This window comes from Curtobacterium sp. MCSS17_006 (assembly GCF_003234215.1).
Taxonomy (GTDB): Bacteria; Actinomycetota; Actinomycetes; order Actinomycetales; family Microbacteriaceae; genus Curtobacterium; species Curtobacterium flaccumfaciens.
In genome coordinates this window covers 348,796-368,807 of sequence record NZ_QKSO01000001.1, presented here as the reverse complement: position 1 = coordinate 368,807, position 20,012 = coordinate 348,796, and the positions used below count along the sequence as shown (strand labels likewise).

The following is a 20,012-nucleotide window of genomic DNA, read 5'->3' as shown; positions in this document are numbered from 1 at the left end:
ACTGACCTAGTCGGTCAGGTACAGCTGCATGTCCTGCGAGACCGCCTTGGCGAACAGCCGCAGCTTGGCACGCGACTCCACCCGGCTGACGGCCTGGCGGGTCGTGTGCACGATCTTCGAGATCTCGTCGAGGGTCATCGGCTTGTCGTCGTCCAGGCCGTAGCGCATGCGGATGACGTTCGCCTCGTCGCTGGGCAGCTCGGCGACGATGGAGCGGATGTCGCGGTGCAGCAGCGTCGTCTCGGTGAGCTCGTTCGGGCTCGCGGCGTCCTCGTCCTCGATGAAGTCACCGAGTTCGCTGTCGTCGGAGTCGCCGACCACGGTGTGGATCGAGACCGGCTCGTGCGAGCGGCCCTTGAGGTCGACGAGTTCCTCGACGCTCATGCTCAGCTCGGCGGCCACTTCCTCCGGCATCGGCGCACGGCCGAGGTCGACGGTGAGGTCACGCTCGGTGCGCGAGATCTTGTTGATGAGCTCGACGGTGTGCACCGGGATGCGGATCGTGCGTGCCTTGTCGGCGAGACCACGCGAAATGGCCTGGCGGATCCACCAGGTGGCGTAGGTCGAGAACTTGTAGCCCTGCGTGAAGTCGAACTTCTCGACCGCACGGACCAGGCCGAGGTTGCCTTCCTGGATGACGTCCATGAAAGGCAGGCCGCGCTGCGAGTACCGCTTGGCGATGCTCACGACGAGGCGGAGGTTCGAGGTGATCATGCGCTCCTTGGCGCGCTCACCGTCGCGGACCAGCCAGCGGAGTTCACGCTGCAGGGTCTTCGCGAGACCCTTCTCGGTGGCGAGCTTCTCTTCGGCGAAGAGCCCGACCTCGATGCGGCGTGCGATCTGCGCTTCTTCCTCGGCGGTGAGGAGCGAGAGACGGCCGATGTGACGGAGGTAGTCGCCGACCTGGTCAACCGAGGCGCCACGGACACCGGCGAGCTGCTCGTCGGCCTCGACCTCGGTGTCGAGGGAGGTGGTGGCGGACTCGGCGGTCGCGGTCTTCGATGCCGATGCCTTCTTGGTGGCGGTGCGGCGGGTGGTGCTGGGTGCAGCCGTTGCGATCGTCATGGTGTTTCTCCCTGCGTTCGACGGTGATGGCTTCGTGGGGCGTTGCCGGGGGGTGCTGATGAGTAAAGCGGCCCGGAGGTGTACCCCACAAATCGTTCGGAGCGATTCTCAGGGTTCTCCGTGCTTCGTCATCGAAAGCGTCCCCCGCGGGGTACAGCCCACCGACAGTCTGGTCCCCCATCCGGCCCCGGATCAAGCCGTCAGCGCCGTGTTTCCGGCGTTGCAGGCGTGTTTCATCAGCGTTTCCAACCCTGTACCCCGAGCGACTGCGTACTCCGGACATGCAAAAGGGGTACGTCCGACCGGATCAGTGCGATCTGGTCGTCGTACCCCGAATACCGAATGGGTGGGGGTCACCAGGAGGGTTCGAGCCACCCGTCCCGGCGCTTGGAGACCTCGAGGTCTGCGTCTCGGTCGAACTCGTCGTACTCGCTCTCGATGTCACCGACGAGGCTGCGGCCCGTGAAGGGATGTGCGGTGGTTGCCATGCGGACGATGCTCACCCCGGCACGCGTCGGCGAGGTGAACGGTGTGTGACGGTCCGTCGGCGCTCAGACGTCGAGGTCGTCGACGTCGCCCTCGTCGCCGAGGGGTCCATCGTCGCTGCCGACGGGCGAGACGGACGCCCCGGACGCCGGGTGTCCGAAGGCGTCCTCCACGTCGAGGTCGTCGAGGTCATCGACGCCGGCGGCGGACTCCGGGATGGTGGGCATGCGCGACAGGATCACACCGCGCGGTGAACACGGGGTGAAGTGGATCGGGCGCGGGCGGCTACTCGGCCGACGTCGGAGCCGGCGCGGGGCGACCGTGCTCACGCTCGAAGCGGGCGCGTTCCTCGGCCTCGACCTTTGCGTACGCGGCACGCTCGGTCCGGTCGGCACGCATGATCGCGCGCATCACGAACCAGAAGATCAGGCCGACGACGATGGTCGGCGTCAGGGCGAAGACGATCCCGCTTACGACTCCTTCAGGCACCCGAGCATCGTACCCCGGTGGACCGGGAGCTACTTGACCAGCGGGAACAGGATCGTCTCGCGGATGCCCAGGCCCGTGATCGCCATGAGCAGGCGGTCGATCCCCATGCCCATGCCGCCCGACGGGGGCATCGCGTGCTCCAGGGCCCGCAGGAAGTCCTCGTCGACGCGCATCGCCTCGAGGTCACCACCGGCCGCGAGCTTCGCCTGCTCGACGAACCGCTCCCGCTGCACGACCGGGTCGACGAGCTCGGAGTACGCCGTGCCGAGCTCGAAGCCGCGGACGTACAGGTCCCACTTCTCGACGACGCCCGGACGGGTGCGGTGCTGCCGGGTGAGCGGCGAGGTGTCGACCGGGAAGTTCATCACGAAGGTCGGACGGTCGAGCGAGTCGATGACGAAGTGCTCCCAGAGCTCCTCGACGTACTTGCCGTGCGTGGCGTGGGCGACCTCGACACCCTCGGCCTCGGCGAGCGCCTGCAGCTCGGACAGCGGAGTCTCGGGGCTGATCGCACGCCCCGCGGCCTCGGACAGCGAGCCGTACATGTCGATGCGGGGCCACTCACCACCCAGGTCGTAGGTGCTGCCGTCGGGCAGGGTGACCTCGAGCGCTCCGCCGGTGACCGCGCGGGTCGCGTTCTGCACGAGCTCCTGCGTCAGGTCGGCCATCTGCTCGTAGTTGCCGTACGCCTGGTACGCCTCGACCATCGCGAACTCGGGCGAGTGCGACGAGTCGGCGCCCTCGTTCCGGAAGTTGCGGTTGATCTCGAACACCCGGTCGATGCCACCGACGACGGCGCGCTTCAGGAACAGCTCGGGTGCGATGCGGAGGAACAGCTCGGTGTCGAAGGCGTTCGAGTGCGTCACGAACGGTCGTGCCGAGGCGCCGCCGTGCTGGGTCTGCAGCATCGGGGTCTCGACCTCGAGGTACTCGTGCGCGGTGAAGGTCTGGCGGAGCGAGGCCATCACGGCGGCGCGGGCACGCACGGTGGCGCGGGCCTCGTCGCGGACGATGAGGTCGAGGTAGCGCTGGCGGACCCGCGTCTCCTCGTTGAGTTCGTTGTGCAGGTTCGGCAGCGGCAGGATCGCCTTCGCCGCGATCGCCCAGTCGTCGACCATGACCGACAGCTCGCCGCGGCGCGAGGAGATCACACGGCCGTGCACGAACACGTGGTCGCCCAGGTCGACGAACTCCTTCCAGCGGGCGAGGGACTCGTCCCCCACCTCGGCCAGGGAGACCATCGCCTGGATACGCGAGCCGTCGCCTGACTGCAGCGACGCGAAGCAGAGCTTGCCGGTGTTGCGCGAGAACACCACGCGACCCGCGATGCCCACGACGTCCTGGGTCTCCTCGCCGGTCTCCAGGTGCGCGTACTGCTCGCGCACGGCCGGGATCGTCGTGGTGATGGGGAGCTCGGCGGGGTACGCCTCGATGCCCGACTCCAGCAGCTTCGCCCGCTTGTCGAGCCGGACCTGTCGCTGCTCGCTGGTCTCCTGCTCGGCCAGTGCGGCGGCGTCGGCGATCGCGGTGTCGGGGGTGACGGTCTCGTCGGTCATGCGGGTGCGGCTCCGATGGTCGTGGGGGTCGGGGGAAATGCTACCCGCGCCGCGGTCCCGCCCCCGAACCGCTAGAGCGTCGACTGCCCGTCGGCGGCGGTGAGCGCGTTGTCGACGGCGGAGCGGACGAGCGCACCGAGGACACGTCCGGGGTGATCGACGCCGATGCCGGACAGGGTGCCCGCCGACTGGTCGACGATCGCGGTCGAGAAGCTCACGGCGGCCCGCACCGCATCGGCGTAGGCGGGCCGGTCCGCCTCGGCGACGACGAACGGTTCGGCGCCCATCTCGACCACGAGCGCCTGCGCGATCGGCAGCACGGGCGCCGGGGCGGTCACCGCGCAGTACGCGTCGCGCAGCCGGGACAGGTCGACGCTCGTGCCTGTGAAGGCCATCGCGGGGTGGATCGCCAACGGGATGGCACCGGCCGCCATCGCCGGGGCGAGGATGCCGACGCCGTGGTCCGGGCTGGTGTGGACGACGAGCTGCCCCGGCTGCCAGATCCCGGCGTCCGCCAGCCCCTGCACGAGCGAGGCGAGCTGGTCGTCCGGCACCGCGAGCAGCACGAGTTCGCTCCGCTCGACCAGGTCCGGCGTCGCGAGCACCGGGGCGCCGGGCAGCATCGCCTCGGCGCGGTCACGGCCCTCGTCGGACACGGCGGTCACCCCGACGACGGCGTGCTCCGCGTTCGCCAGGGCTGCTCCGAGGACGGGTCCGACCCGTCCGGCGCCGACGATGCCGACCCCGAGACGCCCCGCCCTCATCGTGCGGCTCCGGTCGGTGGGACGTCGTCCCAGCCGGCGGGGACGGCGCCGGACCGGTGGTCCGCCGCCTGCCCGGCAGGGGCTCCGGACCCGGGCACGGTGCCGGCCGCAGGGTGCGTGGCGGACGCGGGACGGGCCTCCCGTTCGCGCCAGCGGTGGGTCGTGTCGACCGCGGCCGCCTCGACGGCACGCTGCGTCGTCTCCGACCACAGGCGCTGCGCGTCACGCGCGTCGAGCGCGCCGACGCGGGCCGAGACCGGCCCGGCCACGGTGTGGACGTGGACGGCTGCGAGCCGCAGGGCACGCTCGAGCGGACCCTGCTCGACCTTGACGCTCTGCACCCGGGGAAGCGGCACGATGACGAGCGAACGCCACACGGCCCCGAGCCGCAGCAGCACCGCACCCTGCACGAACCGGTAGCCGTTGCGGCGGAACGCGAACGGACGGAGCCAGGCGCCACGGCGTGGGGAGTGCACGAAGCCACCGCGGTCGCCCGAGGTGGTGAGGCTGTCATCGACGACGTCCACGGCTTCGGCCGCACCCTCGCGCAGGGCTTCCTGCGAGGCCTCGGGGCCCGCGACCACGGTGCCGACGAGCCCGGGCAGGATGATGTCGAGGACCTCGCGGACGTCCGCCGTGGTGCCCACGGGCAGCACGATCGAGGACACCTGCTGGTTGCTCGACGCCCCGTTGCCGGCGCTCGTCGCCCGGTTGATGCGGATGTCCCACCAGCCGAACGGACGCCACAGCAGCGGCTGCGCGACGCTGACGGCGTGGATGCGGCCGGGCGGCAGCGTCTCGTTGGAGGTCGAGACCAGCCCGAAGCCGATCCGGATGCCGTCGCGGGTCTCGGCGATCGTGTACTGCAGCGAACGGGAGAACTTGCGGACGTAGTAACCACCGGCACCGAGGACGGCGGGGAACAGTCCGAACAGCAGGCCGTACTCACCGGTGACGGCGACGCTGACGATCATCGCGGCGATGACGAGCACCAGGAACAGCGTCGTGCCGGACAGCAGCATCGACGCGATGAGGCGACCCGGGCGCACCTTGACGATGCGGGTCGCGTGCACGGCTGCCGGGTCGAGCTCGGGCGAGAACATCTCGTCGACGCGGTCCTGCAGTGCTCCGTGCGACTGCCGCGACGGGCCACCGTGGCCGTCGTCGTCCTTCGCACCGGACGCGAGCACCAGGATCCGCTGCCGCAGGTCGTCGGCGGCGCGGGCCCCGAGGTAGGCGAGCTGCACGTTGGCGTCGTTGCCGGCCTGCGCGATCTCGAGCTTGGCGGTGCCGAACACCCGGGGCACGAGCGGCCGCTGGATGTTGATGCCCTGGATCCGGTCGAGCCGGGCCTTGCGGTGGTTCCGGAACAGCACGCCCGAGCGCACCTCGACGATCTCGCCGGTGACGCGGAACTCGTGCATGCGCCAGGACAGGTAGAACAACCCGATCAGCACCACGAGCAGCACCACGATGCCGAGCAGGACCCAGCCGACGACGCCGTGCTCGTACACGTACCGGACCGGGTCACCGTCCTCCTGCTGCTCGCCCGGGATGAAGAACTCGACGAGCTGGTCACGCAGGCTGTTCAGCACGTAGCCGAGGATGACGATGAGGAAGATCCCGCCCTTGAGCAGCGGGGTCAGCGGGTGCAGGCGGTGCCACTCGCCGTCGGTCAGGGGCGCCGCAGCGGCCGCGTTGCCCCGGGTGGGCGGGGCGGGCGGAGCGGGTGGCGGGGTGCCCGGTCGGAAGGTCACGGACGACCCCTACAGTCCGGCGCGACGGGACTCGGCGAGCTCGACGAGGCGGTCGCGCAGCTCGTCGGCATCCGCAGCCGGGACACCCGGGATCCGGACGTTCGTCGCAGCCGCGGCGGTGACGAACTTCAGCTCGCTCATGCCGAGCGCCCGGTCGAGCGGCCCGCGGGCGACGTCGACGAGCTGCATCCGGCCGTACGGGACCGCCGTGAAGCGCTGCCACATGAGGCCGCGGCGCACGACCAGGTCGTCGTCACGGAGCGCGTAGCCGATGGCCCGGACCCGTCGGGGTGTGAGCGCGGCGGTGATCGCCGTGGTGACCGCGACGACGATGCCGATGGACAGCCAGACCGTGCCGGCCCCGGAACCGAAGCCGTCGGTGACGATCCCGATGAGCACGCAGCCCGCGGTGAGCACGACACCGATCACGAGCGTGGTGATGAGTTCGGTCCACACGAGCTTCGCGGACACCCGCTGCCAGGCGATCCCACCGAGGCCGAGGCCGGGCTCGTCGAGTCGTTCACGCGGCATCGCGGGCCTCCTGGGGTTGCTCGGTCAGTTCACCGTCGTCGAACCGTTGCGGGGATCGTCACGGTCGTCGTCGTCACCCGGGGGTGCGATGCACATGCGCTCCGCCACGAGTGCGCAGACCGTCAGGACGATCCCGCCCCCGACGGCGATCACGTTCGGCAGGGTCGAGCCTAGCGAAGGCGTCGCGGAACGGGTCAGCAGGTACAGCACGAGGCCGAGGGCGAACCCGCCGAGCAGCGTGCCGCAGATGCTGGACGCCTTCGCGAGCACGACGACCCGCGTCGCGTAGAGCGGGTCGACCGGCCGCTGGCGTCCCGCGCCGTCGCGCGCGTGCCGGCGCACCGGGCGTGCCATGAGCACGACGGCGACGCCGATGAACGCGAGCGTGACGCCGAGCGGGATCGAGAACAGGAACGTCGGCAGCTGGCGCGACGCCAGGACGGCGTCGAGTGCGAAGCCGGCGACCACCGTCACGACGGCGATGCTGATCAGCGTGGAGGCACGGGTGGGCTTCATGCGCTGGTCGCGCTCCCCGCCGGCCGGGAGGCCCGTGCCGGCTCCGCGAACAGGCGCGGCTCGTCGACGCGCTCGGTGTCGTCCCCCACGGCGGTGAGCAGGTCGGCCACCGGTCCGGCACCGGGCAGGACGGCCTCGGGGTCCGCGTCGAGCCACGGGGCGAGCACGAACGCGCGCTCCACTGCCCGGGGGTGGGGCACGACCAGGGTGTCCGTGGCGATCCGCAGGTCGTCCACCGCGATGACGTCGAGGTCGAGGGTGCGGTCGCCCCACCGGACCTCGCGCGTGCGGCCGTGGGCGTCCTCGATGCCGTGCAGGGCGTCGAGGAAGGCCTGCGGCTCGAGGTCGGTGTCGACGACCACGACGGCGTTCCGGTAGCGGGGCTTCGACGTGTCGAGGCCGTCGAGGGTCACGGCGACGGACTCGACCTCGCGGCTCGAGGCCACCGGCTCGACCCCGGGCAGGGCGGCGATCGCGGTGGCCGCGGCGCGGAGTGTGCTCCCCCGGTCGCCGAGGTTCGCTCCGAGGGCGACGACGACCCGGTGGGTCATTCTTCTTCCTCGTCCGGCACCGTGGCGCCGCGGGTGCGCCGGATGGTGATCGAGACGTCGGTGAACGGCACGGTGATCGGGGCCTGCGGCTTGTGCACCGTGACCTCGGTCGCGAGTGCGGCTCGGTGGGTCAGCACCGCGGCGGCGATGCGCTCGGCCAGGGTCTCGATCAGGTCGACCGGGTCGCGTTCGATCTCGGCGACGACCTGCTCGGCGAGGACGCCGTAGTGCACGGTGGCGTCGAGGTCGTCGCTGCCCGAGGCGGCGCGGGCGTCGAGCTCCACGGCGACGTCGACGACGAAGTCCTGGCCGTCCTGACGCTCGTGGTCGAAGACGCCGTGGTGTCCGCGGGCGCGGACCCCGGTGAGTCGGATGGTGTCGTTCACGATCGAGCTGCCCTCCAGGCGTCCCAGACGTCGAGCACGGCACGGGTCGGTGCCGGGTCGTGCACGCGCACACCCCACGCGCCGCGTTCGGCGGCGAGCAGGCTGATGGCGGCGGTGGCGAGGTCGCGCTCCCTGGGCGGGGCACCCTCGGGGCTCCCGACACCGTCGAGGAACCGCTTGCGTGAGGCGGCGACGAGCACCGGCAGACCGATCGAGGCGAAGCGCTCGTAACCGGCCAGGATCTCCCAGTTCTGCACGCCGTGCTTGGCGAAGCCGAGGCCCGGGTCGATGACGACCTGCTCCTGCCGGACACCGAGCACGATGAGTTCGGCGACCCGGAGTTCGACCTCGCGCCGGACCTCTTCGACCGCGTGGGTGTACTCGGCGTTGCGGTACATCCGGTCGCTGTGGCCGCGCCAGTGCATGACGACGAACCCGACGCCCGTCGACGCCACGACCCGGGCCATGTCCGGGTCGGCGAGTCCGCCCGAGACGTCGTTGACGATGGCGGCACCGAGGTCGACGGCACGTTCCGCCGTCGCGGCGTTCATGGTGTCGACGCTGACCGGGATGCCCTCGGCGACGAGCTGCTGCACGACGGGCAGCACCCGTTCCTGCTCGACCGGCACGGGCACGCGCTCCGAACCGGGGCGTGTGGACTCGCCACCGACGTCGATGACGTCCGCACCGGCGGCGACGAGGTCCCGTGCGTGCTGCACGGCGGCGTCGTAGGCCTGGTGCAGCCCGCCGTCGCTGAACGAGTCGGGGGTGACGTTGAGGATGCCGAGCACCCGGGTGCGTTCCTCGGCCGGACCACCGCGGTCACGGCGACGGCCGGTCACGACCTCCGGCACCGGCTGGGGTGCACGGAGGTCGATCGCGACCGTCGCCGGTTCGGCGGCGGCGGCGCGGGCACGACTCACCTCGGCGAGTCGACGCTCTCGTCGCGTCGGCAGCTCGGTCATGCCGGCCTACGCGGGGGCGATACCCGGGTTGCCGAACGGGCGACGACGGGTCTTCGAGGTCGACTCGGAGTCCGACGGGTCCGCTGCGGTCGAGGCGGCCTTGCCGGGCACGTCGATCGCGGGCAGGTTGCTGACCGGGCGCTTGTCGCTGGAGAGCCACTGCGGGCGCTCCGGCAGCTTGCGGACGTCCTTGAAGATCTCCACGAGCTCCGGGGCGTCGAGCGTCTCCTTCTCGAGGAGCTCGCCGGCCAGGCGGTCGAGGATGTCGCGGTTGTCGTTGAGCACCTGGTAGGCCTCGTCGTGCGCGGCCTCGAGCAGGGCGCGGGTCTCGGCGTCGACCGTCTGCGCGATGGTCTCCGAGTAGTCGCGACCGGTGCCACCGCTCATGTCGCGGCCGACGAACGGCTCGCTCGAGCCGGACCCGAGCTTGACGGATCCGACGGCCTGGCTCATGCCGTACTCGGTCACCATCTTGCGGGCGGTGCCGGTGGCCTTCTCGATGTCGTTCGAGGCGCCCGTGGTCGGGTCGTGGAAGACGATCTCCTCGGCGACGCGACCACCCATGGCGTAGGTGAGCTGGTCGAGGAGCTCGTTGCGGGTGACCGAGTACTTGTCCTCGAGCGGGAGCACCATCGTGTAGCCGAGGGCACGGCCGCGGGGCAGGATCGTGATCTTCGTGACGGGGTCGGTGTGCCGCATCGCCGCTGCCGCCAGGGCGTGGCCGCCCTCGTGGTACGCGGTGATCAGGCGTTCCTGGTCGGACATGATCCGCGTGCGGCGCTGCGGGCCGGCCATCACACGGTCGACGGCCTCGTCGAGGGCACGGTTGTCGATGAGCTGCGCGTTCGAACGGGCGGTCAGCAGGGCTGCCTCGTTCAGGACGTTCGCCAGGTCGGCACCGGTGAAGCCCGGCGTCTTGCGGGCGAGCAGCTCGAGGTCGACGCTCGCGGCGAGCGGCTTGCCCTTCGCGTGCACCTCGAGGATCTGCTTGCGGCCGGCGAGACCCGGAGCGTCGACACCGATCTGGCGGTCAAAGCGGCCGGGGCGCAGGAGCGCGGGGTCGAGCACGTCGGGACGGTTCGTCGCGGCGATGAGGATGACGTTCGTCTTGCCGTCGAAGCCGTCCATCTCGACGAGGAGCTGGTTCAGCGTCTGCTCGCGCTCGTCGTTGCCACCACCGATGCCGGCACCACGGTGACGACCGACGGCGTCGATCTCGTCGATGAAGACGATGGCCGGCGAGTTCGCCTTGGCCTGCTCGAAGAGGTCACGGACACGGCTCGCACCGACACCGACGAACATCTCGACGAAGTCCGAACCGGAGATCGAGTAGAACGGCACGCCGGCTTCTCCCGCGACGGCGCGGGCGAGCAGGGTCTTGCCGGTTCCGGGAGGGCCGTAGAGCAGCACGCCCTTCGGGATCTTCGCCCCGACGGCCTGGAACTTCGCGGGCTCCTTGAGGAACTCCTTGATCTCGTGGAGTTCTTCGATCGCCTCGTCGGCACCCGCGACGTCGGCGAACGACACCTGCGGGTTCTCCTTGTTGTTGATCTTGGCCTTCGACTTGCCGAACTGCATGACTTTCGAGCCGCCGCCCTGGGCGCTCGAGAGCAGGAACCAGAACAGGGCACCGATGATCAGGAACGGCAGCAGGATGCCGAGCAGCGACAGGAACCAGTTGCCCTGTTGCACGGTGTCGTTGTAGCCGTCCGGCAGGTTGGAGTCGTTGACCGCCTGCACGACCTCTTCGCCGCGCGGCGTGGAGTAGTAGAACTGCTCCTGCTTGTCGCCGTCCTTCAGGACGAGGTCGACCCGCTGCTCGGTGGAGTTGATGGTCACGGACGAGACCTTGTCGTCGGACAGCTGCTCGAGACCCTTCTGGGTGTCGATCTGTTGCGTGCTGCCCTGGCTGATGACGCTCCAGCCGATGAAGATGCCCGCCAGCGCGATCAGCACGTAGAGGTACGGGCCGCGGAAGATGCGCTTGAAGTTCATGTGATCCGGGCGCGAGTGCCCGACACCTTTCTCTGCCGAAGTTGCGTGCAGGTCAGCATACGGCCGCGATTCTGTGGCGAGAATGGGTGTCCTCTGCGGGCGAACTCACCCCCGGGCCAGAGTCGGCCGAGTGCGACCCGAGCGCGGCGGGCCGCCCGTCAGGAGTAGACGTGCGGAGCGAGGACGCCGACGCCGCGCAGGTTGCGGTAGCGCTCGTCGTAGTCCAGGCCGTAGCCGACCACGAACGCGTCGGGGATGTCGAAGCCCACGTACTTCACGTCGACCTCGACCTTGGCGGCCTCGGGCTTGCGCAGCAGGGCGACGATCTCGACGCTCGCGGCACCACGGGACTGCAGGTTCTGCTTGAGCCACGACAGGGTCAGACCGGAGTCGATGATGTCCTCGACGATCAGGACGTCGCGGCCGTGCAGGTCGGTGTCGAGGTCCTTGAGGATCCGCACCACGCCGGACGACTTCGTGCCGGAGCCGTACGACGACACCGCCATCCAGTCCATCCGCGCCTGCATCTTGAGGTGGCGCGAGAAGTCCGCCATCACCATGACGGCACCCTTGAGCACCCCGACGAGCAGCGGGTCGCGGCCCGCGTAGTCGGCGTCGACGACCGCCGCGAGCTCGGCGAGCTTCTCGTCGATCTGCTCGGGGGTGAAGAGCACTTCGGACAGGTCTGCCTGGACGTCGGAGAGTTCCACCACGCCAGCCTAACCGGCGCTGAACTCGATGCGGTCGCCGGTCCGCGTGGCACGGACGCCCGGCAGGTCGATCGGGCCCTGTCCGCTCCAGTCCGTGACGAGCCGGCAGACCTCGAGCGTCTGCACGCGCGACAGCGTCACCCCGAACTCGCTCTCCACCGCGAGGCGCACGAGTCGCTGCCGGAGCGCCGGTGGGTTCGCCCCGAGCGCCCGCACCGACAGCGAGATGCCCGCCTCGGAGTGCTCGGCGATGTCCTCCGCGATCTCCTCGGCGAAGTGGTCCAGAGCAGCGGAGTCCTCGCGCAGCTGGTCGGCCGTCCGGGCCAGGGCCTCGGGCACCCCGGCACCGAGCTCCCGTTCGAGCACCGGCAGCAGGGTGTTCCGCACCCGCACCCGTGCGTACGCGGGATCGTCGTTCTGCGGGTCGTGCCACGGCGCCAGCCCCGCTGCGGCGCACGCCTGCCGGGTCGCGTTGCGCCGGACCGACAGGAGCGGCCGGCCGTAGGCCGGACCGCCGTCGCGGCGGGCGAGCGGCTGCATGCCGGACAGGCTGTCCGGCCCGCTGCCGCGCAGCAGGCCGAGCAGCACGGTCTCGGCCTGGTCGTCCAGGGTGTGGCCCAGCAGCACCAGGGGTGATCCGGTGGCGGCCGCGACCTCGGCGATCGACGCGTGGCGGGCCTCCCGGGCGGCGCCTTCCGGACCACCGTCGGAGCCGACCGTGACCCTGCGGACCGTCACCGGGTCGAGTCCCAGCTCGGATGCCTGCCGGGAGGCGCGGCTCGCGACCGCCTCGGAGCCCGCCTGGAGCGCGTGGTCGACGACCACCGCCCCGGCCCGCAGACCCTGCTTGCCCGCTTCGAACGCGGTGGCCGCCGCCAGGGCGAGGGAGTCCGGTCCGCCGCTCAGTGCGACGAGGACCAGGTCGCCTGCGGCGACCACGCCGTCGTCGACGGCTGCGGCGAGCAGGTCGCGGACGGCCAGGCGGGTCGCGGCGACGGCGGGGTCGAGCCGGGGACGCGGAGAGTTCACCCGGTAACGTTAGCCGCGCTTTCGCAACACACGACAGTCCCCGAAGCAAACACAGGAGCGCAACATGGCCGCGTACGACGTCGTCGTCGAGATCCCCAAGGGCAGCCGCAACAAGTACGAGGTGGACCACGAGACCGGTCGCGTCTACCTCGACCGCGTGCTGTTCACCTCGTTCGTCTACCCCACCGACTACGGGTTCTTCGAGAAGACCCTGGCCGACGACGGTGACCCCGTGGACGCGCTGCTGCTGCTCGAGTTCCCGACGTTCCCCGGCGTCGGCGTCAAGGTTCGCCCCGTCGGCGTCTTCAAGATGAGCGACGAGGCCGGCAACGACGAGAAGGTCCTCGTCGTCCCCGCCAAGGACCCGCGCTGGGCGCACATCCAGGACATCTCGGACGTGCCGGAGCAGACGAAGGCCGAGATCGCGCACTTCTTCGAGCGCTACAAGGACCTCGAGCCGAACAAGTGGGTCAAGGCCGAGGGCTGGGGCGACGCCGCCGAGGCCGAGCGCATCGTGCAGGCCGGTCAGGCCGCGTACGTGCCCGGCTCGCACTGACGATCCCCTGACGACGAACGGCGCCCGCTCTCCTTCCGGAGGGCGGGCGCCGTTCTGTGTCGTGCGTGGTGGGCTGCTGTCGCGCGGGGCGGGGCGTGCGCGGGCGGAGCGTGGCGTGCGGGGGCGCGGCGTGCGGGCGGCGCGCCTGATGGAAACGGGCGTACCGGGTGGAAACGGGCGTACCTGGTGGGTTGATCCGTGCAGGTACGCCCGATCTCGCTTGCTACCGCAGCCGCTCTGGGAAAGAACGGGCGCTCCGGGAGCGGGCTACAGGGAACCGCTCGGGCGGGCGACGTACGGCATGAGCTGGTTCGGCAGCCAGATCGCGCGCTCGACGACGCCGACGCCGGGGCGCGCGGCCTCGACCATGGTGCCGTAGCTCGTCACGATCGAGTCGTGGTACGCCCCCGAGGCGGTGCCGTTCGACGAGTAGAACAGGATGTCGCCGGGCTGGCGCTGGGACAGCGGGACGAGGCGGCCGATCGACTTGAAGTAGTTGTACTGCCAGACCACGTTGTGTCCGCCGGTCGCGATGCCCTGCGAGTTGTAGGCCATCATCACGAGGCCGGAGCAGTCCCAGGTGTTCGGGCCGGCGCCGGTCAGGACGTACGGCTCGCCGAGCTGGGCACGGGCGAACGCGATGGCGCCGGCGGCCTTCGAGGGGCTGCTCGGGGCCGGAGCGGGCGCCGGTGCAGGAGCAGGAGCAGGAGCAGGGGCGGGGGCCGGAGCAGGTGCGGGTGCCGGCTTGCTCGGGGTGCTCGGCTTCGCGGGGGTGCCGGGGTTCGACGGGGTGCTGGGCTTGGACGGCGTGCTCGGCACGGCCGGGGTGGAGGTCCCGCCGCCGGTGCTGCCGGTGCCGCCCGTGTTGCCGGTGTTGCCGGTGTTGCTGCCGCTCGTGCCGCCGCCGGTGGCGTTCCCGGTGCCGGAGCCGTTCCCGGTGCCGGCGTCGTTTGTCTGCTTCGCGATGGCGGCCGCGGCGGCCTTCGCCTGCTGCGCGCTCCAGTACGAGGTCTCCGTCGCGACGCTCGTGCCCTTCAGGTACGCGAGCTGGCGCAGGACCTCGGCCTGCTGGTCCTGTTCCTTCTGCACCCGCGCCTGGGCGCCTGCGGCCACGTCGTTGGCCGTCGCGAAGGTGGTCTTCGTCGCCTCGGTCGCCTTGCGCAGGGCCTTCTCCGCCGCGGACTGCTGCGCGGCCAGGGACTCGACGGTCTTCTGATCGGCGCGTGCTTCGGCCAGGACGGTCGCGGAGCGCTCCGACAGGTGCGACATCGTGCCGACGCGGTAGAGCAGGTCCTTCGAGTCCGACGAGTCCATGAGCATGGTCGTCGACAGGTCACCGCCGCCCGTGCGGGACAGCTCGACCACGAGCCCGGCGACCTGGCCGGCAGAGTCGTCCGCCCGGGCCTTCGCGCGCTTCGACTGCGCGGACAGGTCGGCGAGGGTGTCCTTCGCCTCCTGCTGCTGCGACGCCGCGAGGGCGTACGCCTGCCCGGCCTGCTGCTCGGCGACACCGGCCTGGTCGGCGGCGTCCTGCAGCGTGCCGAGGCGGTCGCTCAGCTCGTCGACCGTCTGCTGGGCGTCGGCCGCATCGGACTTGGCGGCCTTGACGTCGTCCCAGGACGGACCCGAGGGTGCGGCTTGGGCCGGTCCGGCGATGACGACCGAGAGGCCGATGCCGAGCACGGCGATGGTCGCGATCCCGCAGGAGAACGAGCGAGCGGAGGTGGTCATGACGTGGGTCGACGCCTTCTGGTGGCGCTGATGCTCATACCGAGATCCCCCGCGCTGCCATGAAGGGGACCGGGTCGACGGCAGCGCCGTTGATCCGGGTCTCGAAGTGGAGGTGGCACCCGGTCGACCAGCCGGTCGAGCCGATCTTGGCGATCTGCTGTCCCGCGGTGACGTGCTGTCCGGCGGTGACCATGATCCCGCCGTCGACGACGTGGCCGTACGCGGTGGAGATGCCGCCGCCGTTGTCGAGGATGACCTCGTTGCCGTACCCGCCACCGTTGCCGGCGAAGGTGACGGTGCCGTCGTGCGCCGCGTAGATCGGGGCGTAGCAGGCCGGGGCCAGGTCGACGCCGGCGTGCAGGGCGCTGACGTGCGTGTAGGGGTCGACACGGTAGCCGTAGGGGCTGGTCTGGAACCCGCCGGCGGGTCGGACCCACCCGGCCGGGTTGGCGCTGCCGCCACCGGTGCCGCCCTGGCTGGTCGCCGCGGCCTTGGCTGCTGCCTTCGCGGCGGCTGCTGCGAGGCGGGCCTGGCGGGCCTTCTCGGCGGCGACGCCCTTGCGGTAGTCGGCCTCGACGCCGCGCTGCTTCGAGGTGAGCGCGGTCAGCTGTGCCTCGAGCCGGGACTCGTTGTCGTTCTGGGCGTCCACCGCGGTCTGTGCGGCGTCGGCGGCACCCTGGGCCTGCTGCATCTTCGACTGTGCGGCGTCGGCCAGGTCCCCGAGGGCCTGCTTGGCGCGGTCGGCCTTGTCGGCGAGGCCCTGGGCCACACCGCGGTCCTGCGAAGCCTGCGCGTAGATGCCCTCGGACTGCTCGCTGAGCTTCGACATGGCGCCGAGCTCGTAGAGCAGGTCGCCGGAGTCGGACGGGTGCGTGAGGATGTCCGTCGTCACGTCGTCACCGCTGGTGCGACCGAGCTGAGCGGCGAGCTGACCGGCCTGCTCCTCGGACCGTGCGGCGGTCTGCTTGGCCTCATCGGCCTGCGACTGGAACTTCTTCTGCTTGAGCGTCGCCTCGTCGTACTTGTTCTGCGCAGCCTGGTACGCCTCGCCCGCGGCCTGTGCGGCCTTCTGCTTGGCAGCCGCCTCGCTCTTCAGCGACGAGATGAGCGACTTGATCTCGCTGACCTTGGCCTGCTGGGCGCTGGTCGACGACTTCGCCTGCTGCACCTCGTCCCAGCTGGGGTAGCTCGCAGCGCTGGCGGACGACGTCGGGGCGAGGGCCGCGAGCGTGCCGGCCGTGAGCGCGACGGCGACCGCGGCGGCGATCAGGCGGCTGCGGGTGCGGAGGGAGAAGGGAGTGGAGGTCGACATGTATCTCGATTTCGTAACAGCGCGGCAAGGCTCACGCACGTAACACTGTTAACAGGTGCAACAGTAACAACACGGGTCGCAGGCTCGACAGCCCCTCGGACGAGGGGTGCGGCCGCCGACGATGCTCGCACCGACAGCTTCGGAGATCCGTGCGCTGGCGGCGCGACACGCCGGGGATGCACGGTTGGCGGCGTCGGATTTGTGAAACCCGGGGGGCATCCGTATGCTTGTCCATCGGTAGCGCGATGCACTGCTTGCGGCCCTATCGTTTAGTGGCCTAGGACACCGCCCTTTCACGGCGGCAGCACGGGTTCGAATCCCGTTGGGGTCACTCCTTGAGTGAGCGAGCAAGTAGTACTGAGCAACACCACAGCAAGTCACAACACAACATGGCCCTGTAGCGCAGCTGGTTAGCGTGCCGCCCTGTCACGGCGGAGGTCGCGGGTTCAAGTCCCGTCAGGGTCGCCACGGCTGGATAGCTCAGTTGGTAGAGCGTTCGACTGAAAATCGAAAGGTCCACGGATCGATGCCGTGTCCAGCCACCGGTGAAGGCCCCCTGCTTCGGCAGGGGGCCTTTTCCGTTGTCTGGCCGGTGTGACCTGCTCGCAAAACACCGGTGTTCGCGCATGGAGCCGCGGCATGCGCGTGTTCAACGGGCGAACACCGGTGTTTTGCGGACTGCCTACGCCTCGCGGGTCTTCGGGCTGCTGTCGTTCGTCTTCGCGGGGTCGCGCTCGACCACGGCGCCCAGGGCATCGTCGATCCGCGACATGAGCTCCGCGGGGATCGTGACGCCGGCAGCGCCCGCGTTGTCGTGCACCTGCTCCGGACGCGAAGCGCCAATGATCGCCGAGGCGACGTTCTCGTTCTGCAGGACCCAGGCGACCGCGAGCTGCGCCATCGACAGGTTCAGCTCGTCGGCGACCGGCTGCAGCTCCTGCACCGAGGACAGCACCTCGTCGCGCATGAACCGCTTGATCATGTCCGCGCCGCCCTTGTCGTCGGTCGCGCGGGAGCCCTCGGGCAGCGGCTGACCCGGCTTGTACTTGCCGGTGAGCACACCCTGGGCGATCGGTGACCAGACGATCTGCGAGATGCCGAGTTCCTTCGAGGTGGGGACGACCTCGTCCTCGATGACCCGCCACAGTGCCGAGTACTGCGGCTGGTTCGAGATGAGCTGGAAGCCGAGGTCCTTCGCGAGCGCAGCGCCGGCCCGCAGCTGGTCCGCGGTCCACTCGCTGACGCCGACGTACAGGACCTTGCCCTGGCGCACGATGTCCGCGAAGGCCTGCATCGTCTCTTCGAGCGGGGTCTCGTGGTCGTAGCGGTGCGCCTGGTACAGGTCGACGTAGTCCGTCTGCAGCCGCTGCAGCGAGCCGTCGATCGACTCGAGGATGTGCTTGCGGGACAGCCCGGTGTCGTTGTGGCCCTTCGGACCGGTCGGCCCGAACACCTTCGTGGCGATCTCGAGGGACTGGCGCCGCTCCCCCTTGAGCGCTTCGCCGAGGACCGTCTCCGCGCCGGTGTTGGCGTAGACGTCGGCGGTGTCGAACGTCGAGATGCCGACCTCGAGGGCGGCCTTGACGCAGGCGATCGCCGCGTCGTTCTCGACCTGGGATGCGTGGGTGAGCCAGTTGCCGTAGGTGATCTCGGAGACCTTGAGGCCCGAGTTGCCGAGGTAGCGGTACTCCATGTGCGTGTCACTCCTGTCGTGGGGCGCGTCGGTGCGACCCGAACCGTGACGGTAGTCCCGTCGCCCCCAGGAGCACTCGGCCTGCGAGTGCACGCCTGTACGCTGATGTTTCAGAGACGATCGAAAAAGACGAAACCCCGGCGATGTGGCCTGAGCCAGGGATCGTTCCGGGGTCTTCGTGAACAACGTTAGCAGGCGAGGCGGGATGCAGGAAGACGAGCTCGAGCGGCTCATCACAGCCGATCGGCTCCGTTCGTACGCAGGGCGGACGGGGTCGTCGACTGAAGCACTGCGGCTCTACGAGTGGAACATGCGAGCCGCGGCGGCAGTCATGGAGCTCACCGGCGTCGTCGAGGTGTTCGCTCGAAATGCGCTCGACCGTGAACTCTGCGCGTGGGCATCGAGCCGCACCGGGCCGCCCTGGTTCGACATCGCACCACTCGACAGCCGCGGGCGTGCCGACCTCGCGAAGGCACGGGCACGGGCGGGTCGAGAAGGTCGACGTCCCGAAGTACACGGACGGGTCATCGCGGAGCTCAGCTTCGGGTTCTGGCGGTACCTCGTCGAATCGCGGTACCACACCTCGCTCTGGGTGCCTGGCCTGCATCGAGCCTTTCCGCACGGGCCGGACAACCTGCGCATCCGACGGAGCGAGGTGGCGCGACGGCTCCAGCAGCTGCACTTCGTGCGGAACCGCGCCGCGCACCACGAACCCATCCACGCGCGGAACCTGCAGCGGGACCACGACTTCGCACTCGAACTGCTCGGCTGGATCAGTCCACACGCGGCGTCCTGGGCTGAGGGCACCACCTCGATCGAAGCCGTGCTCCGTGCCCGCCCCGACGGGTAGGTGCAGGATCGAAAGGGTTGCGGCACGGAGCGGTGCCGCCGGAAGCGAGGGAGCATCCATGACCGGAGCGAGCGTGTTGTTCATCGGCGGGAGCGGCGTGATCAGCGCCGCCTGCGTCCGGGAAGCCGTCGAGCAGGGTTTCGACGTGACCGTGCTCAACCGGGGGACCACCGGGGGCAGGCCGATCCCGGAGGGTGTGACGCGCCTCCAGGCCGACGTGTCGGACCGCAGCGCACTGGCGGACGCACTCGGCGACCAGCGCTTCGACGTGGTCGTGAACTGGATCGCCTTCACGCCGGACCAGGTGCAGGCCGACGTCGACTTCTTCGCCGGGCGGACGCGGCAGTACGTGTTCATCAGCTCGGCCTCGGCGTACCAGACGCCCGCGACGCACCTGCCGATCACGGAGTCGACGCCGCTGAAGAACCCGTACTGGCAGTACTCGCGCGACAAGATCGCGTGCGAGGAGCTGCTGATGGAGGCGTACCGGGAGCAGGACTTCCCGGTGACGATCGTGCGGCCGTCGCACACCTACGACGAGACGAAGCTGCCGCTGACCGGCGGCTGGACCGCGGTCGCTCGGATGCGTGCCGGCAAGCCGGTCATCATCACCGGCGACGGCACCTCGCTGTGGACCCTGACGCACAGTCGCGACTTCGCGGTCGGGTTCACGGGGCTGCTCGACCGGGCCGAGGCGATCGGTGAGCCCTTCACGATCACGAGCGATGAGGCGCCGACGTGGAACGCCATCGCGCACGAGATCGCGGCGGCGGCCGGGGTCGAGGACCTGCGGATCGTGCACGTGCCGGCGGACGCGATCAACGCCGTCGACCCCGAGTGGGGCGCGGCGCTGCTCGGCGACAAGGCGAACAGCTCGGTGTTCGACAACAGCAAGGTCCGGTCGCTCGTGCCGTGGTACCGGCCGAGCACGACCTACCGGCAGGGTGTGCGCGAGGTCATCGCCTGGTACGAGGCGCACCCCGAGGAGCAGGTCGTCGACGAGCGGCTCGATGCCCTGATGGACGTGCTGGCGGCGCGCTGGGCGGTGTGAGCCGCACTTGGTGACGCGC

At 70.3% G+C, this 20,012-nt stretch carries 21 protein-coding genes and 3 tRNA genes; 6 read left to right on the top strand and 18 right to left on the bottom strand.

Annotated elements, in window-relative coordinates; all coding sequences use genetic code 11:
- Positions 1-6: 6 nt before the first annotated feature.
- From DEJ21_RS01840 to tilS, 15 genes are all read right to left on the bottom strand, one after another.
- A complete protein-coding gene (locus tag DEJ21_RS01840) occupies positions 7-1,065 on the bottom strand; it encodes a sigma-70 family RNA polymerase sigma factor (RefSeq protein ID WP_035809350.1) in 1,059 nt (352 codons plus the stop codon).
- Between the two features lie 353 nt (positions 1,066-1,418).
- On the bottom strand, positions 1,419-1,553 hold the full coding sequence (locus DEJ21_RS18525; RefSeq protein ID WP_258320880.1) for a hypothetical protein: 135 nt from the start codon (positions 1,551-1,553) through the stop codon (positions 1,419-1,421).
- Between the two features lie 63 nt (positions 1,554-1,616).
- A complete protein-coding gene (locus DEJ21_RS18080) occupies positions 1,617-1,778 on the bottom strand; it encodes a hypothetical protein (RefSeq protein WP_181435750.1) in 162 nt (53 codons plus the stop codon).
- 58 nt (positions 1,779-1,836) lie between these two features.
- Positions 1,837-2,040 carry a hypothetical protein gene (locus tag DEJ21_RS01830; RefSeq protein ID WP_071245264.1) on the bottom strand — a complete coding sequence of 68 codons (204 nt, stop codon included), beginning with the start codon at positions 2,038-2,040 and terminating at the stop codon, positions 1,837-1,839.
- A gap of 29 nt (positions 2,041-2,069) precedes the next feature.
- A complete protein-coding gene (lysS, locus tag DEJ21_RS01825) occupies positions 2,070-3,596 on the bottom strand; it encodes a lysine--tRNA ligase (RefSeq protein ID WP_111223512.1) in 1,527 nt (508 codons plus the stop codon).
- 71 nt (positions 3,597-3,667) lie between these two features.
- The gene (locus DEJ21_RS01820) at positions 3,668-4,360 is read right to left on the bottom strand and encodes a Rossmann-like and DUF2520 domain-containing protein (RefSeq protein WP_181435749.1); all 693 of its coding nucleotides are present in this window, start codon (positions 4,358-4,360) and stop codon (positions 3,668-3,670) included.
- Complete coding sequence (locus DEJ21_RS01815; protein WP_111223511.1) at positions 4,357-6,117, bottom strand: PH domain-containing protein; 1,761 nt, start codon at positions 6,115-6,117, stop codon at positions 4,357-4,359. The genes DEJ21_RS01820 and DEJ21_RS01815 overlap by 4 nt, the downstream gene beginning before the upstream one ends.
- A 9-nt stretch (positions 6,118-6,126) precedes the next feature.
- A complete protein-coding gene (locus DEJ21_RS01810; RefSeq protein WP_110863569.1) occupies positions 6,127-6,648 on the bottom strand; it encodes a PH domain-containing protein in 522 nt (173 codons plus the stop codon).
- 24 nt (positions 6,649-6,672) lie between these two features.
- Positions 6,673-7,164 carry a DUF3180 domain-containing protein gene (locus tag DEJ21_RS01805; protein ID WP_071404509.1) on the bottom strand — a complete coding sequence of 164 codons (492 nt, stop codon included), beginning with the start codon at positions 7,162-7,164 and terminating at the stop codon, positions 6,673-6,675.
- Positions 7,161-7,715, bottom strand: coding sequence for a 2-amino-4-hydroxy-6-hydroxymethyldihydropteridine diphosphokinase (gene folK, locus DEJ21_RS01800; RefSeq protein WP_111223510.1), 555 nt, complete (start codon positions 7,713-7,715; stop codon positions 7,161-7,163). Before folK ends, DEJ21_RS01805 begins: the two co-directional genes overlap by 4 nt.
- Positions 7,712-8,101 (bottom strand): dihydroneopterin aldolase, encoded by a 390-nt coding sequence (gene folB / locus DEJ21_RS01795; protein ID WP_220036545.1) that lies wholly within the window; start codon positions 8,099-8,101, stop codon positions 7,712-7,714. Before folB ends, folK begins: the two co-directional genes overlap by 4 nt.
- Positions 8,098-9,066: a dihydropteroate synthase gene (folP, locus tag DEJ21_RS01790; protein ID WP_173032459.1), complete on the bottom strand. Its 969-nt coding sequence runs from the start codon at positions 9,064-9,066 to the stop codon at positions 8,098-8,100. The genes folB and folP overlap by 4 nt, the downstream gene beginning before the upstream one ends.
- Positions 9,067-9,072: 6 nt before the next feature.
- Positions 9,073-11,061 carry an ATP-dependent zinc metalloprotease FtsH gene (gene ftsH / locus DEJ21_RS01785; RefSeq protein ID WP_111047996.1) on the bottom strand — a complete coding sequence of 663 codons (1,989 nt, stop codon included), beginning with the start codon at positions 11,059-11,061 and terminating at the stop codon, positions 9,073-9,075.
- Positions 11,062-11,219: 158 nt separating this feature from the next.
- The gene (gene hpt / locus DEJ21_RS01780) at positions 11,220-11,771 is read right to left on the bottom strand and encodes a hypoxanthine phosphoribosyltransferase (protein WP_017887686.1); all 552 of its coding nucleotides are present in this window, start codon (positions 11,769-11,771) and stop codon (positions 11,220-11,222) included.
- Between the two features lie 9 nt (positions 11,772-11,780).
- A complete protein-coding gene (tilS, locus tag DEJ21_RS01775) occupies positions 11,781-12,800 on the bottom strand; it encodes a tRNA lysidine(34) synthetase TilS (protein ID WP_111032546.1) in 1,020 nt (339 codons plus the stop codon).
- 64 nt (positions 12,801-12,864) lie between these two features.
- On the opposite strand from tilS, the gene DEJ21_RS01770 reads away from it, so the two are divergent.
- A complete protein-coding gene (locus tag DEJ21_RS01770) occupies positions 12,865-13,356 on the top strand; it encodes an inorganic diphosphatase (RefSeq protein WP_027467055.1) in 492 nt (163 codons plus the stop codon).
- Positions 13,357-13,623: 267 nt separating this feature from the next.
- On the opposite strand, the gene DEJ21_RS01765 is transcribed toward DEJ21_RS01770, so the two are convergent.
- Positions 13,624-15,087 carry an NlpC/P60 family protein gene (locus DEJ21_RS01765; protein WP_111223509.1) on the bottom strand — a complete coding sequence of 488 codons (1,464 nt, stop codon included), beginning with the start codon at positions 15,085-15,087 and terminating at the stop codon, positions 13,624-13,626.
- 34 nt (positions 15,088-15,121) lie between these two features.
- Positions 15,122-16,399, bottom strand: coding sequence for a M23 family metallopeptidase (locus tag DEJ21_RS01760; RefSeq protein WP_111223508.1), 1,278 nt, complete (start codon positions 16,397-16,399; stop codon positions 15,122-15,124).
- 258 nt (positions 16,400-16,657) lie between these two features.
- Here DEJ21_RS01760 and DEJ21_RS01755 point away from each other — a divergent pair.
- The 3 genes from DEJ21_RS01755 to DEJ21_RS01745 all read left to right on the top strand — a co-directional run bounded on the left by DEJ21_RS01755 (position 16,658) and on the right by DEJ21_RS01745 (position 16,941).
- Positions 16,658-16,730, top strand: a tRNA-Glu gene (locus DEJ21_RS01755).
- Positions 16,731-16,790: 60 nt separating this feature from the next.
- Positions 16,791-16,867, top strand: a tRNA-Asp gene (locus DEJ21_RS01750).
- 1 nt (position 16,868) lies between these two features.
- Positions 16,869-16,941, top strand: a tRNA-Phe gene (locus tag DEJ21_RS01745).
- Positions 16,942-17,081: 140 nt separating this feature from the next.
- On the opposite strand, the gene DEJ21_RS01740 is transcribed toward DEJ21_RS01745, so the two are convergent.
- Positions 17,082-18,092 (bottom strand): aldo/keto reductase family protein, encoded by a 1,011-nt coding sequence (locus tag DEJ21_RS01740; RefSeq protein WP_071404504.1) that lies wholly within the window; start codon positions 18,090-18,092, stop codon positions 17,082-17,084.
- A gap of 205 nt (positions 18,093-18,297) precedes the next feature.
- Here DEJ21_RS01740 and DEJ21_RS01735 point away from each other — a divergent pair, with 205 nt between their 5' ends.
- Complete coding sequence (locus DEJ21_RS01735; RefSeq protein WP_111040158.1) at positions 18,298-18,942, top strand: hypothetical protein; 645 nt, start codon at positions 18,298-18,300, stop codon at positions 18,940-18,942.
- Positions 18,943-19,000: 58 nt separating this feature from the next.
- Positions 19,001-19,993 (top strand): NAD-dependent epimerase/dehydratase family protein, encoded by a 993-nt coding sequence (locus DEJ21_RS01730; RefSeq protein WP_111223507.1) that lies wholly within the window; start codon positions 19,001-19,003, stop codon positions 19,991-19,993.
- Positions 19,994-20,012 lie beyond the last annotated feature (19 nt).